We start from the raw sequence: 13,988 nt of genomic DNA, 5'->3' as shown, positions 1-13,988 counted from the left end.
CAGGCCCTAGGCCCTACGGAGCGGAGGCCGCTTGCGCGATGGACTGCCCGGCGGTTCTCCTGCGGGCGCGGGCCTGGGCGACCTGGCGGCCGACGCGGGGGGCGAGGACGGAGATCACCAGCAGGACGCCGGTGACCACGATCTGCGACTGGGCGGAGACATTGACCAGACTCATGACGTTCTGCAGGGCGCCCAGCAGGAACACGCCGGCGATGGCGCCGCCCAGGGTGCCCTTGCCGCCGTCGAAGTCGATGCCGCCGAGAAGGACGGCCGCGATGACGGAGAGTTCGAGGCCGGTGGCGTTGTCGTAGCGGGCGCTGGCGTAGTGCAGGGCCCAGAAGACACCGGTGAGCGCGGAGATCACACCGGTCGTCACGAACATGGACAGCTTGAGCCGCTTGACCCGGATGCCCGCGAACCGGGCGGCCTCCTCGCTCGCGCCGGTGGCGAACAGGGAGCGGCCGATCGGTGTGGCGTGCAGGACCACGACGGCCACGGCGAGCAGGACGGTGAACGGGACGGCGGCGTACGGGATGAAGGTGTCGCCGATCCGGCCCGCGCCGAAGTCCAGGTACTGGCTGGGGAAGTCGGTGACGGAGTCGGAGCCGAGCACGATCTGCGCGATGCCGCGGTAGGCGGCCATGGTGCCGATGGTGACGGCGAGGGAGGGCAGTCCGAGACGGGTGACGAGGAGCCCGTTGATCAGGCCGCAGACCACGCCGAGCAGCAGACACAGCGGGATGATCGCCTCGATGCTCATCCCGGCGTTCCACAGCGCGCCCATGACAGCCCCGGACAGTCCAGCAGTGGAGCCGACGGAGAGGTCGACCTCGCCGGAGATCACGAGCATCGTCATGGGCAGGGCGATCAGGGCGATCGGCAGAGTGTTACCGATCAGGAACGACAGGTTCAGCGCGTTGCCGAAGTTGTCGACGAAGGAGAACGAGCAGATCAGCAGCGTCAGCAGGAGGGCGCCGACCGCACTGTCCCAGCGCACCGCGCCGCCGAGGCGGGCCAGGCCAAAGAACGCGGCGGGGGCGGGAGCCTTGGTGGTGTCAGGCATGGCGGGCACTCCTCATCTGTGCGGCCTTCTTGCGCAGGCCCGCGGCCACGCGCAGGGCCAGGATCCGGTCGACGGCGATGGCGAGCAGCAGCAGGAAGCCGTTGATCGCGGTGACCCAGACCGAGCTCACGCCGATGGCGGGCAGCACGCTGTTGATCGAGGTCAGCAGCAGCGCGCCGAGGGCAGCGCCGTAGACGGTGCCGGAGCCGCCGGTGAAGGCGACACCGCCGACGACGACGGCGCTGACCACGGTGAGTTCGAAGCCGTTGCCGGTGGCGGAGTCGACGTTGCCGAAGCGGGCCAGGTAGAGGGCGCCGGCGAGGCCGGCGAGGGAGCCGCAGAGCACGTACGCGGTCATGATGCGGGCCCGGACCGGGACACCGGCGAGCCGGGCGGCCTCCGGGCTGGAGCCGAGCGCGTACATGTCCCGTCCACTGTGGTAGCTGCGCAGGTAGTAGGCGACGGCGACCAGGACGGCGACGGCGAGGAGTGCCAGGTAGGGCACGACCCCGATTCCGTCGTGGCCGAGGTCGACAAAGCTCTTCGGCAGGGCGTCGGCGGTGATCTGACGGGAGCCGACCCAGATGGAGTCGATGCCGCGGATGATGTAGAGCGTGCCGAGGGTCACGACGAGCGCGGGCACCTTGCCCAGGCTCACCAGCGCTCCGTTGAGGCCGCCGAAGAGCGCGCCGAGCGCGACCGCGAGCAGGACCGCGACGAGCGGGTTGCCGCCGTCCTGGAGGTAGAGGCCGGCGGCGAACGCCGAGATGCCGAGGACGGAGCCGACCGAAAGGTCGACGTTGCGGGTGATCACCACCACTGCCTGGCCGACCGCGACGAGGATCAGGATGGTCGCGTTGAGCATCAGGTCCTTGATGCCCTGCTCGGACAGGAACGCGGTGTTGGACAGCTGGGTCGCGCCGAGCATCAGCACGAGGACGAGGACCACGGCCAGTTCGCGGGCCTTGAACACCTTGTCGACGAGGCGTCGCGAGGCGACGGACTGGGGTGCGGGCTCGTGCCGCACCGGACCGGCCGTTGTCGTCATGCCGCTTCCCTTCCTAGGGCGGCACGGCCCGTCGCCGCCGCCATCACGGTCTCCTCGGTCGCCTCGGACCGGGGGATCTCGGCGGTCAGCCGCCCCTCGTGCATCACCAGGACCCGGTCGGCCATGCCGAGGATCTCCGGCAGGTCGGAGGAGATCATCAGCACTGCCACGCCTTCGGCGGCGAGCGAGGACAGCAGCCGGTGCACCTCGGCCTTGGTTCCGACGTCGATGCCGCGGGTCGGCTCGTCGACGATCAGTACCTGCGGGGCGGTGGCCAGCCACTTGGCGAGGACGACCTTCTGCTGGTTGCCGCCGGAGAGCGTGCCGACGACGTCGGCGAGGCGGGCGTACTTCACCTGGAGCTTCACCGCCCAGTCCACGGCCCGGCTGCGTTCGGCGCTGCGGCTCATCAGTCCGGCGCGGGTGGTGGTGGCGAAGCCGGTGAGGCCGATGTTCCGCTCGATGGACATGTCCATCACCAGACCCTGGGCCCGGCGGTCCTCGGGTACGAGGGCAAGGCCCGCTGCCATGGCCAGGCTCGGGGCGCCGGTGCGTAGTTTCTTGCCGAGCACCTCGACCTCGCCGCCGTCGAAACGGTCGACGCCGAACACCGCGCGGGCGACCTCGCTGCGGCCCGCGCCGACGAGTCCCGCGAGACCGACGATCTCGCCGCGGCGCACCTCGAAGGAGACGTCGGTGAAGACGCCCTCGCGGGTCAGGCGGCGCACGCTGAGGGCGACTTCGCCGACCTCGGTCTGCTGCTTGGGGTACAGCTCGTCGAGATCGCGGCCGACCATGCGGCGCACGAGGTCGTCCTCGCTCAGGCCGTCGACGAGCTCGTCGGCGATCCAGGCGCCGTCGCGCAGTGTGGTGACGCGCCGGCAGAGGTCGAAGATCTCCTCCAGGCGGTGCGAGACGAAGAGCACCGCCGCGCCCTGTTCGCGGAGTGTCCTGACGACGCCGAACAGCCGGGCCACCTCGCTGCCGGTGAGCGCCGCCGTCGGCTCGTCCATGATCAGGACGCGGGCGTCGAAGGAGAGCGCCTTGGCGATCTCGACGAGCTGCTGGTCGGCGATGGACAGGCCGCGGGCCGGCTGGTCGGGATCGAGGTCGACGCCGAGGCGGGCGAAGAGGCCGGCCGCGGCCTGCTTGACCGCGCGGTGGTCCACCCGGCCCAGCGAGCGGCGCGGCTGCCGGCCGACGAAGATGTTCTCGGCCACCGACAGGTCGGGAAAGAGCGTCGGCTCCTGGTAGATCACGGCCACACCCGCGTCGCGGGCGTCGGCCGGTCCGTGGAAGTCCACCGGTTCGCCGTCGAGCAGGACCGTGCCGGTGTCGGGGCGGTGAACGCCGGCGAGCGTCTTGATCAGGGTCGACTTGCCGGCGCCGTTCTCGCCCGCCAGGGCGTGGACCTCACCGGCGTACAGGCGCAGGGACACGTCGCGCAGGGCACGCACAGCGCCAAAGGACTTGCTCACCCCCTCCAGCGCGAGCACCGGAGTCGACTCCGGTTCGGGGTGGGTCATGGGTGTTCTCCTGTGCTTGTGCCGAGCGGATCGCTCGAAGATGAAATGTTTCAGTGGAGTTGCCGGGAAGCTAGCCCCGTCGGCCGAGCACGTCAAGAGTCTTCTGGGCCGAGCACCCCGAAACGCCTGGTGGGTTCGATGGAAAACCTGACACATCGGCCGTGAACTGCACCGGCAGGGACCCCCAAGGGCAGGTTTGACGTTCCAGACGACACGATCCGGTAACACGCCCGCCATGCGCCGGGAACCCTTGACGACCACCGCGCAGGGGACTAGCTTTTCCCGATGAATCTGAAACGATTCATCTAAGCGGCATCCGACGGCAGCCCTTTTCTCAGGCCGCCGACCCCGTCCGCCGACCTGGATCTCCAGCCCGTCCGCCCCGCCCCGTTGCCCCTGTCCGAGGAACGACAGCCGCACCTGGCGCTCCGGGTTGTCCCTGTTGGTGTCCACCAACACCCGTTAAAACAACCCTAAACATGCCGGTGCTCCTGACCCCGGAAACCGTATGCACGGAGCCGGGGCATGGTAAATCAGTCGCCGGCACCCCGCCGCGCCCGGCAGAGTGGCCCCGTGACGAGCAGTGAGCTGTGGACCCGTGCGACCGCCGACCGCTACGACGCCGAGGAGACGGAGATGTCCTCCGCCGCCGCCCTCGGACCGACGCTCGCCTTTCTCGCCGAAATGGCCCGAGACGGCCGGGCGCTGGAGTTCGCCATCGGAACCGGACGGGTGGGCGTCCCGCTCCGGGAACGCGGCGTGCCGGTGGTCGGCATCGAACTGTCCGAGCACATGGCAGCAGTCCTGCGGCGCAAGGTCGACGAGGACACGCTCCCGGTCACCATCGGGGACATGGCCACAACCCTCGTCCCCGGCGAGTTCGCCCTGGTCTATCTCGTCTACAACACCATCACGAACCTGCTCACGCAGGCCGAGCAGGTCGAGTGCTTCCGCAACGCGGCACGTCATCTGACTCCCGGCGGCCGATTCGTCATCGAGCTCGGCGTGCCGCCCCTGCGGTTCCTGCCGCCCGGGCAGGTCGCGGTGCCGTTCGATGTCTCCGAGCGGCACCTCGGCTTCGACACCTTCGACCTGGTCGCGCAGATTCTCGTCTCGCACCACTTCACCCGCGACGGCGACGACGGCCGCTACCGCCGCGGCCACTCCCGCCACCGGTACGCGTGGCCGGCGGAGCTCGACCTGATGGCACAGATCGCTGGGCTGGAGCTGGAACAGCGGTTCGCGGACTGGGACGGTGCGCCGTTCACACAGGACTCCGCGAAGCACATCTCCGTGTGGCGCAAACCGGCGGCTTGAGGCCGGCCCCCTGGGAGCCACTGCCCGACGGGCGGGCGTCCGTCCCCGGCGCGCAGGGTCGTGCCAGCGTCATCTCGACTCCGCGGACGGGCTGCCCGATCGAGCCGGCCTTGCGCCGGCGGTCCGGGTGGTTGGCAGCCGGGGCAGCGTCGCCCCCGCGGCCACGGCCGTCTTGAGCGCACAGGTCTGCCCGAACGCGTGGAACAGCGGCAGGCCGCCGAACAGGACGTCATCGGGGCCGACGTGCACCAGCGTCTCGGCGGTGGTGGCCGTGTTCGAGATCAGATTGCGGTGTGTCAGCTCGGCGCCTTTGGGCGTGCCGGTGGTGCCCGAGGTGTAGAGGATCAGCGCGGGGTCGTCGTCCGCCCGGTCGACGGTGCCGGACAGCGGTTCGGCGGCCGTCAGCAGGTTGTGGAACGCCGAGGGCTCCGGCTTCGTGACCTTGCCCGAGGTCAGTCGACCGAGTTCGTCGCGGCCGTGGGTGCGGCGCTCCGACCCGGTCCAGGTGGAGGAGCCGCACCACGACCTGCTGCCCTCACCGTCTTCCCTGTGAGATCTGGCGCCAGATCTGGCCCGGACAAGCCACGAGAACAGTGAACAGGGAGCCCTTGGTGACCACGACCGTCGTCCCCATGAGCGCCGCTCCCACAGGCATGCCCACTGGGCAAGCAGCAGCGGCTGCTCGTCCACGGACTCCAGCAGGTCTGTGATCTCGCCGGGGTTCGGTGCACTTGCAGCCGCGCCGCAGGACTGTCACTCAGAGCGTTCCCCTCACTACACCCGCACCGTCGAATGCCGTTCCGCTCCCGGACCCGAGGTCCAGCCACAGCTCGGTGAACCGGTCGAGCAGCCCGGCCGCCACCGTCACATCATCCGTCAACGGCCGGTCGGCCAGCTCCGCGTCGAGCACCGAGTCCGCCAGCTCGAAGGCGCGGCCGACAGGCAGCTCCGGGTCGAGCCGCATGTCGCGCTGCCGCAACGCCCTTATTGCCGCGACGAGTTCACAGCCCACGACGAGCCGGTACGCCTCGCACGCCCGCAGCGTCTGGCGCGCCGCCAGCGAGGCGAAGCTGGCCTGCTCCTCGACGCCCCGCGAGAGCACCGCGTGGCCGAGTGACGCGGGCGCGGAGAAAGCCCGCAGGTCGCCGAGCGCCGCACCGGCCGCGTATTCGAGGATCATCACGCCCGACGACGCCGGTTCGCCGTCCGCGAGGAACGGCCGCAGGCGGGTGAAGCCCGGTTCGTTCAGCGTCGAGAGGCGCGAGGTCGACAGGCGCGCCACCTGCGTTACGGCCAGCCGGAAGTGGTCCAGGGACAGGGCGAGTTGAGCAAGGTAGAAGCCGCCGTGGTGGTAGGCCGCCATGTCGTCCGCCGAGATCAGCGGGTTCTCGGCTGCCGCATTGATCTCGACCGCGAGGACGTCTTCGAGCGCGTCCGCCGCGTCGTGCGCGGGTCCGTGGATCTGCGGCACGCAGCGGAGGCCGTACGGGTCCTGGATCCGGCCGAGCGGCGGCGTGGGGCGGTCGGGTGCGCCGAGCAGCTGCCGCATCCGTTCCGCGACCGCGTACGAACCGGCGTGCCGCCGCGCCTCGTGCACGGGCAGCGCGTACGCCTCGTACGAACCGTCGATCGCCATCAGGGACAGCGCCGCCACCACCTGCGTGGCCGCGATCAGGCCACGCAGCTCGTGCACGGCGAGCGCGGACTGGCCGAGGGTGAGGGCGTTGCTGCTGATCAGGGCGAGGGCGTCGTTGTTGTCGAGGGGCTGCGGGGCGGGGGCCGCCCCCGCTCCCTGCCAGGGGTGTTCGCCCGCCAGTGCGAGGCCCATCTGCGCGAGCGCGGCGATGTCGCCGGTGCCGACCGAGCCGAATTCGTTGACCTTCGGGTAGGCGCCCGCCTCCAGGGCCTCGCAGAGCGCCGTGACGACGGTCGGGCGCAGGCCGGCGCCACCCGCGAGCAGCTGGTTGGCGCGGACCGCGAGCATGGCGCGGACCTGCCGTGCGGGCAGCTCCGCGCCGATCGCTCCGGCATGGCTGCGCAGCAGCCGCAGGCCGTGGTCGGCGGCCGCCTCCGTCGGCACGGGCTCATTCCGGTTGGCACCCACGCCGGTCGAGCGACCGTAGACGCGACCCCACGAGGCAATCTCCCGCGCGGCGTTCCACGAGGCCTCCACGCGCTTCATCCCGTCGGTTGCCGGAACGGGCTTTGCGGCGGATTCGGCCAGGCGTACGACATCTGCGACCATCAGTCCGCGGCCGTCCAGGACGACGATCGTGCCGCTGTCGTCGGCGACTCCGTCCACGATATGAGACGACATCAGTGGTGATTCCTCCTCAATCAGGCACTTCGTCTTGCCCTACGACCACATGTAACCAGGGATTTACGCCTGAGCGGCGACGACCTATTGACAATCTATTCAGTCACCGAGAACTCTGCATGATGATATGCAGCCGGGCAAGGGACTCCTCATGATCCAATTCGACAAGGTCCACAAGCGCTTCCCGAACGGCACAACCGCGGTGCACGACCTCACCCTTGAGATGCCGGAGGGGGGCGTGACCGTCCTCGTCGGATCTTCCGGTTGCGGCAAGACGACGACGCTCCGCATGATCAACAGGATGGTCGATCCGAGCTCCGGGACGATCAGGGTCAACGGCAAGGACGTCCTGGAACAGGACGCCGCCGAGCTGCGCCGTTCCATCGGCTACGTCATCCAGCAGTCCGGGCTCTTCCCGCACCGCACAGTCCTGGACAACATCGCGACCGTGCCGCTCCTGCTCGGCTGGGGCCGCAAGAAGGCGCGGACACGGGCGGCGGAACTCCTGGAGACGGTCGGCCTCTCCGCCGACGCCGGGAAGCGCTACCCCCACCAGCTCTCCGGCGGCCAGCAGCAGCGCGTCGGCGTGGCCCGCGCGCTCGCCGCGGACCCGCCGGTACTCCTGATGGACGAGCCGTTCGGCGCCGTCGACCCCGTGGTCCGCACCCAGCTCCAGGACGAACTGCTCCGCCTGCAGAGGGAGTTGAACAAGACCATCGTCTTCGTCACGCACGACATCGACGAGGCCGTACGGCTCGGCGACCGCATAGCCGTCTTCCGCACCGGCGGCCACCTCGTCCAGTGCGCCGCCCCCGCCGAACTCCTGGCCCGCCCCTCGGACGCGTTCGTTGCGGACTTCCTGGGCGCAGAGCGCGGCCTGAAGCTGCTGTCCCTGACGACGCTCGCGGAGGTCCCCCAGGGGCCCGCCCCTGAAGGCACCCGCTGGCAGCTGGCCCTTGACGCCGCCCGCAAGCCGCTGGCCTGGCGCGACAACGAGACGGATACGGAGACCCCGGTCCGCCCCCTGCGGGACACGGACTCACTCCTCTCGGCTCTCAACGAGTCGATCGCCGCGCCGAGCGGCCTGGTCGCACGGGTCGACGCGGACGGCGTCCTCACGGGCGTGACGTCCCGCGAGGACATCCACGAACACGCAGGGCACGTGCACAGCGAGGCAAGCACGGTGGCCGCATGACCGTCGACTGGTCGTGGATATCCGACCACACCGGTGATCTCACCACCCTGACGCTCTCCCACCTCCAGGCCGCCCTCACCGCCGTACTCCTCGGCCTGATCGTCTCGCTCCCCCTGGCCGTGGTCGCACACCGTGTACGCAAACTGCGCGGGCTCCTCCTCGGCCTGTCGAACGTCCTGTTCACCATCCCGTCCATCGCCGTCTTCGTGCTCCTCCTGCCGGTCAGCGGGCTCACCCGCACCACCACCGTCATCGGCCTGACGATCTACACGCTCGTCGTGCTCCTGCGGAACACCGTCGAGGGTCTGGACTCTGTCCCCGCCAAAACCAAGGAAGCCGCGAAGGCCATGGGCACCCGGCCGCTGCGCACCCTGCTCACCGTCGAACTGCCCCTCGCCCTTCCCGTGATCATGGCGGGCGTGCGGATCGCGACGGTGATGGCCATCTCCCTCGTCTCCGTGGCCACGTACATCGGCGACGGCGGACTCGGACAGCTCTTCACGGACGGGTTCCAGCGCAACTTCCCCACCCCCGTCATCGTCGGCGTCGTCCTGACCCTGCTCCTCGCGCTCGTCGCGGACGCACTGCTCGTCGCCCTCCAGTACGTCCTGACTCCCTGGACCCGCCGGCAGAAGCAGAGGGCCTGACCTGATGTACGAACTCTTCAAGGGCCTCGGCGCCTGGCTGGTCAGCGGCGAACAGTGGGCCGGCCCCGACGGCATCGGGCACCGCCTCGCCGAGCACCTCCAGTACTCGCTGCTCGCCACCCTCGTCGCCGCCGCCATCGCGCTGCCGATCGGCCTGCTCATCGGGCACACCGGGCGCGGCGCCTTCCTCGCCATCAACCTGTCCAGTTTCGGACGCGCGCTGCCCACGGTCGGGCTCGTCGTGCTGGTCTTCCTCGCCAGCGGTCTGTCGATGTGGCCCGTCTACATCGCCCTCGTGGCGCTTGCCGTTCCCTCCATCGTCACCAACACGTACGCCGGGATGACCGCCGTCGACCCCGATGTGCGGGACGCGGCGCGCGGCCAGGGGATGCGCTGGCACCAGGTCCTCTTCCAGGTCGAACTGCCCCTCGCGCTCCCCCTGATCACGACCGGGCTCAGGCTCGCGCTCATCCAGGTCGTCGCGACGGCCACCATCGCCGCGTACGTCTCCTTCGGCGGGCTCGGCCGGTACGTCTTCGACGGGCTCGCCCAGCGCGACCTCGTGCAGGTGCTCGGCGGCGCCGTGCTCGTGGCGGTCGTCGCCGTCGTACTCGATCTCGCGCTCTCCGCACTCCAGCGCACCCTTTTCCGCCACCGCCCCGCCAAGTCGGCCTAGGAGCAAGCACAATGAACCGCAGGACACTCCTCGGCGGGCTCTTCGCCGCCGCCTCCGTCCCCGCCCTCGCCTCCTGCAGCGGCGGCATCACCTCGCTCGACGGACAGGGATCCGGCGGCGGAGGCGGAGGCTCCAGCAAGGGCGGCGTCACCATCGGCACCGCCAACTTCACCGAGAACCAGGTTCTGGGATACCTCTACGCCGCCGCGCTCGAAGCGGCCGGAGTGAAGACCACGGTCCGCCCCAACCTCGGCACCCGCGAGATCCTCATCCCCGCCCTCAAGGGCGGCGACATCGACCTCCTGCCCGAATACCAGGGCGCCCTGCTGCACTACCTCGACACCAAAGCCACGGCCACGGAGGAGGGCGAGATGCAGAACGCCCTCGCCATGGCCCTGCCAGGCGGCCTCCAGATGCTTCCCTACGGCAAGGCCGAGGACTCCGACGCCTTCGTCGTCACCCGGGAGACCGCCGACAAGTACGGCCTCACGTCCCTCGCCGACCTCGCCAAGCACAACGGCAAGCTCGTCATCGGCGCGGCGCCCGAGGTCAAGAAGCGCACGGTGGGCGCGGTGGGCCTCAAGGACGTGTACGGCGTGGAGTTCAAGGAGTTCAAGTCCCTCGACTCCTCGGGGCCGCTCGTCAAGGGCGCCCTGAAGAAGGGCGACGTCGACGTCGCGAACCTCTTCACCACCGACACCGACATCGTCGCCGAGCACTGGGTCGTCCTCACCGACCCCAAGAGCCTGATCCCCGGCCAGCACATCGTCCCCCTCATCGCCGACCGCAAGGCCGACTCAACGGTCCGCAAGGCACTCGCCCGCCTCGGCAACGCGCTGACGACCAAGGACCTCACCGAGCTCAACCGCCTGGTGGACAAGGAAAAGAAGGACCCCGAGGACGTCGCGAACGACTGGGCGGCACAGCACGGGATCAAGAAGAAGTAGCCGCCGCCGGACCGAGCGGCAGAACACACCACCGAGAGGCCAGGTAACCGAGTCATGGCAGCTGAAGACCTGGTGGAGCGACGCTCCATCGACGTCGTCCCGGACGACGAACGGCACGGAACCGCGTTCAGTCAGTTCACCCTCTGGCTCGGCGCCAACCTCCAGATCACCGCGGTCGTCACGGGCGCACTCGCCGTCGTCTTCGGCGGCGACGTGGTGTGGTCGGTAATCGGCCTCCTGCTGGGCAATCTGCTCGGCGGCGCCGTCATGGCCCTGCACTCCGCGCAGGGCCCGAAGCTCGGTCTGCCCCAGATGATCCAGTCCCGCGCACAGTTCGGGGTGCGCGGCGCGGTCGTCCCCCTCCTCCTGGTCATCCTCATGTACGTGGGCTTCTTCGCGAGCGGCAGCGTCCTCGCCGGGCAGGCGACCGCCGAGCTCACGCACACGAACGACACCACCGGCATCATCGTCTTCGCGGTCGTCACCGCCGTGACGGCGGCGGTCGGCTACCGCGTGATCCACGTCCTGGGGCGGGTGGCCAGCGTGGTCTGCGCGCTCGCCTTCATCTACCTGGGCATCCGGCTCCTGGACCGCGTGGACCTGTCGGCGCTGCTCGGCGACGCGCACTTCGACCTGCCGATGCTCCTCCTCGCGGTGTCGCTCTCGGCATCCTGGCAACTGGCCTTCGGGCCGTATGTCGCCGACTACTCGCGCTATCTGCCGCGCACGACATCGGGGCGGGCCACGTTCTGGTGGACCCTGTCGGGATCGGCCATCGGCTCACAGTGGTCGATGACGTTCGGGGTGCTCGTGGCGGCGAGCGCGGGGAACGCCTTCCTCACGAACCAGGTCGGATACGTGGTCGGCCTGGGCGGCACGGGCCTGATCGCGTCGTTCCTGTACTTCGTGATCGCTCTCGGCAAGCTGACCATCAACGTGCTCAACACCTACGGCGGCTTCATGTCGATGGTGACCAGCGTCAGTGGATTCCGCGGCCAGAAGACTCTGTCACCGCGCGGCAGGGCCGCGTACATCGCACTGATCATGGTGGCGGGGACGGTGGTGGCGCTCCTGGGCAAGGACAGCTTCCTGACGTCCTTCAAGGACTTCCTGCTGTTCCTGCTGACGTTCTTCACGCCGTGGTCGGCGATCAACCTGGTCGACTACTACCTGATCTCACGGGAGCGGTACGACATACCGGCGCTCGTAGACCCCGAGGGCCGCTACGGCGCCTGGCGCTGGGACGCCCTCACGGTCTACGGGGTGGGTATCCTCGCCCAGCTCCCGTTCCTCGTGACGCACTTCTACACGGGCCCGCTGGCGGATCCGCTGGGCGGCGCGGACATCTCCTGGATCGTGGGCCTGGTGGTCCCTGCGGCCCTGTACTACCTGTTGGCCCGCCGCGACACGTCGCACGTCCCGGAGGAGACGCGGTACGCCCTGGCATCTCCGCAGAAGCACTGACACCGGGGACTGGCCCCCGAGGCGAGAGAGGGACAGGTCCACGGTCACGTCCAGACCGGCGCTGGGGCGGAGCCCCGTCAGCTCCGAAAGACCTGGTCTTCCTCTCGTCCGCGCTTTCGGGTTCGACGCCATCGTCATGGCTATGCGCCACTGGTCCGCAGAGACGTCACGACAGCTGTGCCGATGAGCGTCTGCGGCTGCCCCTGAGTTACCCGAGGAACGACAACCGCACCTGACGGTTGGGACTATCCATATTCGTATCCACCTTTCCGGACACAGGATCACGAGTCGTAGCGCTTGGTTACCACCATCGTCGTCCCCGCCGTCCCCGTCCCGCTGTCCCCTCTCGTCCTCGGCACGATGACCTTCGGCGACACCGCGGACCGCGCGGCGGCCGACGCGATGCTGGACGCCGCACTCGACGCGGGCATCACCGGCCTGGACACCGCCAACGGCTACGCGGGCGGCGAGAGCGAGCGCATCCTCGCCGAGCTGCTGCCCGGCCGACGCGACCAGGTGGTTCTCGCCACCAAGGCCGGCATCCCGCACCCCGACCAGGACGAGCACGCGCCGCTCTCCGCCGAGGGCCTGCGCACCGCGCTCGAAGGAAGCCTCAAGCGCCTGGGCACCGACCACGTCGACCTCTTCTACCTGCACCAGCCGGACCGCAGGACACCACTCGCCGAAACCCTGGCCACCGTCGCCGAGTTCATACAGGCGGGCAAGGTCTTCCTGCTGCCTGCCCCCGGTGTGGATGTGCATCTTCCTGTGGGTCCAGTCCCCGGTCCTGATGGTGCAGATCGGCGACATCGGCGGTGGCATCTTCCTGCTCGCGGTCGTCGTCGCGGTCTGGCGCCTGCGCTACACCGGCGTCCCGCCCCGCTTCCGCGCCAACCCCTGGCTGACCGCCGCCCTCGTCCTGAGCAGCGCTGCGATTCTCTTTCTCGGGGTGTACGCGGTGCTCGACACGCTGGGGCTCACGCCCGGCAGCTGAATGCGGCGCGAGGCACAGTGGAGGCATGATCGCGGACAACAGGAATATTCTGGCCCGGGGACGCGTGGCGACCCGGCTGCCGGCCCAGGACCTGGACCGGGCACGGCGTTTCTACGCCGAGCAGCTCGGTCTGGAGCCCGTCGACGAACGGCCCGGTGGACTGCTGTATCGGTGCGGAGACACGGAGTTCGCCCTGTTCGAGTCGACGGGAGCCGCGCCCGGCACCTTCACCCAGATGGGGTGGCAGGTCGACGACGTGGAGACGATCGTGGCGGAACTCAAACAACGCGGCGTGATGTTCGAAGAGGTCGACCTGCCCGGGTTCCGGACGAAGGACGGGATCGCCGATATCGACGGGAACTACCCGAGCAAGGGCGCACGGGGAGAACGCGCCGCCTGGTTCCGTGACAGCGAGGGAAACCTGCTGGGCATCGGCGAGCCGGTCGCCTGAACAGCGCACACCATGGTCCGGCCGACGCCCGTGCGGCCGGACCATCGCAACACGACTGATTCAACCGGAAGTTCCTGCCCACGGTTCAGGCGAAGGCGCTGAACGTCGCCTCCGGCCGGTCGCCGCGGGAGCGCAACTTCCAGGCGGCGCCCGGCTCCTTCACCCTGATCACCGGAGGGCTCGCGCACGAACCGACAGCGGGCCCGATCGCGTTCATCACCCTCATCGCCCCACAGATCGCCAAGCGGATCAGCCGCAGCAGCGGCCCCCACCTGGTTCTGTCCATGCACCTGGGCCTTCGGAGGTGAGTGAGCCGGAGGTCACCGTCTTGCCGGTTGAAGCG

General features: G+C 69.5%; 14 protein-coding genes. 8 read left to right on the top strand and 6 right to left on the bottom strand.

Translation table 11 applies throughout. The features are described from left to right. Positions 1 to 13: 13 nt before the first annotated feature. Genes ACFT7S_RS12245 through ACFT7S_RS12235 form a run of 3 tightly spaced genes read right to left on the bottom strand, consistent with a single transcriptional unit; the run spans position 14 to position 3,637 of the window. A complete protein-coding gene (locus ACFT7S_RS12245) occupies positions 14 to 1,063 on the bottom strand; it encodes an ABC transporter permease (protein WP_382730172.1) in 1,050 nt (349 codons plus the stop codon). Beyond that, positions 1,056 to 2,111: an ABC transporter permease gene (locus tag ACFT7S_RS12240; protein ID WP_382730169.1), complete on the bottom strand. Its 1,056-nt coding sequence runs from the start codon at positions 2,109 to 2,111 to the stop codon at positions 1,056 to 1,058. The genes ACFT7S_RS12245 and ACFT7S_RS12240 overlap by 8 nt, the downstream gene beginning before the upstream one ends. Next, a complete protein-coding gene (locus ACFT7S_RS12235; RefSeq protein WP_382730166.1) occupies positions 2,108 to 3,637 on the bottom strand; it encodes a sugar ABC transporter ATP-binding protein in 1,530 nt (509 codons plus the stop codon). Before ACFT7S_RS12235 ends, ACFT7S_RS12240 begins: the two co-directional genes overlap by 4 nt. Before the next feature lie 573 nt (positions 3,638 to 4,210). Here ACFT7S_RS12235 and ACFT7S_RS12230 point away from each other — a divergent pair. Then, complete coding sequence (locus ACFT7S_RS12230; protein WP_382730163.1) at positions 4,211 to 4,954, top strand: class I SAM-dependent DNA methyltransferase; 744 nt, start codon at positions 4,211 to 4,213, stop codon at positions 4,952 to 4,954. A 69-nt stretch (positions 4,955 to 5,023) separates the two neighbouring features. Here ACFT7S_RS12230 and ACFT7S_RS12225 read toward each other — a convergent pair whose 3' ends face one another. Beyond that, positions 5,024 to 5,644 carry an AMP-binding protein gene (locus ACFT7S_RS12225; RefSeq protein WP_382730160.1) on the bottom strand — a complete coding sequence of 207 codons (621 nt, stop codon included), beginning with the start codon at positions 5,642 to 5,644 and terminating at the stop codon, positions 5,024 to 5,026. Between the two features lie 67 nt (positions 5,645 to 5,711). Beyond that, positions 5,712 to 7,271 (bottom strand): aromatic amino acid ammonia-lyase, encoded by a 1,560-nt coding sequence (locus ACFT7S_RS12220; protein ID WP_382730158.1) that lies wholly within the window; start codon positions 7,269 to 7,271, stop codon positions 5,712 to 5,714. Between the two features lie 151 nt (positions 7,272 to 7,422). Between ACFT7S_RS12220 and ACFT7S_RS12215 the strand changes: the two genes are divergently transcribed. The 7 genes from ACFT7S_RS12215 (at position 7,423) to ACFT7S_RS12185 (ending at position 13,645) form a co-directional block, all read left to right on the top strand. Next, on the top strand, positions 7,423 to 8,466 hold the full coding sequence (locus ACFT7S_RS12215; RefSeq protein ID WP_382730155.1) for an ABC transporter ATP-binding protein: 1,044 nt from the start codon (positions 7,423 to 7,425) through the stop codon (positions 8,464 to 8,466). Beyond that, a complete protein-coding gene (locus ACFT7S_RS12210; protein ID WP_382730153.1) occupies positions 8,463 to 9,113 on the top strand; it encodes an ABC transporter permease in 651 nt (216 codons plus the stop codon). The genes ACFT7S_RS12215 and ACFT7S_RS12210 overlap by 4 nt, the downstream gene beginning before the upstream one ends. A gap of 4 nt (positions 9,114 to 9,117) precedes the next feature. After that, complete coding sequence (locus ACFT7S_RS12205) at positions 9,118 to 9,789, top strand: ABC transporter permease (RefSeq protein ID WP_382730150.1); 672 nt, start codon at positions 9,118 to 9,120, stop codon at positions 9,787 to 9,789. A gap of 11 nt (positions 9,790 to 9,800) precedes the next feature. Further along, a complete protein-coding gene (locus tag ACFT7S_RS12200; RefSeq protein ID WP_382730148.1) occupies positions 9,801 to 10,736 on the top strand; it encodes an ABC transporter substrate-binding protein in 936 nt (311 codons plus the stop codon). 54 nt (positions 10,737 to 10,790) lie between these two features. Beyond that, on the top strand, positions 10,791 to 12,200 hold the full coding sequence (locus ACFT7S_RS12195) for a purine-cytosine permease family protein (RefSeq protein WP_382730145.1): 1,410 nt from the start codon (positions 10,791 to 10,793) through the stop codon (positions 12,198 to 12,200). A gap of 297 nt (positions 12,201 to 12,497) precedes the next feature. Next, a complete protein-coding gene (locus tag ACFT7S_RS12190) occupies positions 12,498 to 13,223 on the top strand; it encodes an aldo/keto reductase (RefSeq protein ID WP_382730144.1) in 726 nt (241 codons plus the stop codon). Then, the gene (locus tag ACFT7S_RS12185; RefSeq protein ID WP_382730141.1) at positions 13,220 to 13,645 is read left to right on the top strand and encodes a VOC family protein; all 426 of its coding nucleotides are present in this window, start codon (positions 13,220 to 13,222) and stop codon (positions 13,643 to 13,645) included. The genes ACFT7S_RS12190 and ACFT7S_RS12185 overlap by 4 nt, the downstream gene beginning before the upstream one ends. An 85-nt stretch (positions 13,646 to 13,730) precedes the next feature. Here ACFT7S_RS12185 and ACFT7S_RS12180 read toward each other — a convergent pair whose 3' ends face one another. Continuing rightward, entirely contained in the window at positions 13,731 to 13,931 is a 201-nt protein-coding gene (locus ACFT7S_RS12180) for a hypothetical protein (RefSeq protein ID WP_382730139.1), read from the bottom strand. Positions 13,932 to 13,988: the final 57 nt, after the last annotated feature.

The organism is Streptomyces sp. NPDC057136 (assembly GCF_042670885.1).
Classification (GTDB): domain Bacteria; phylum Actinomycetota; class Actinomycetes; order Streptomycetales; family Streptomycetaceae; genus Streptomyces.
The sequence above is the reverse complement of the archived record's forward strand: the minus strand, read 5'-3'. Positions and strand labels throughout refer to the sequence as shown.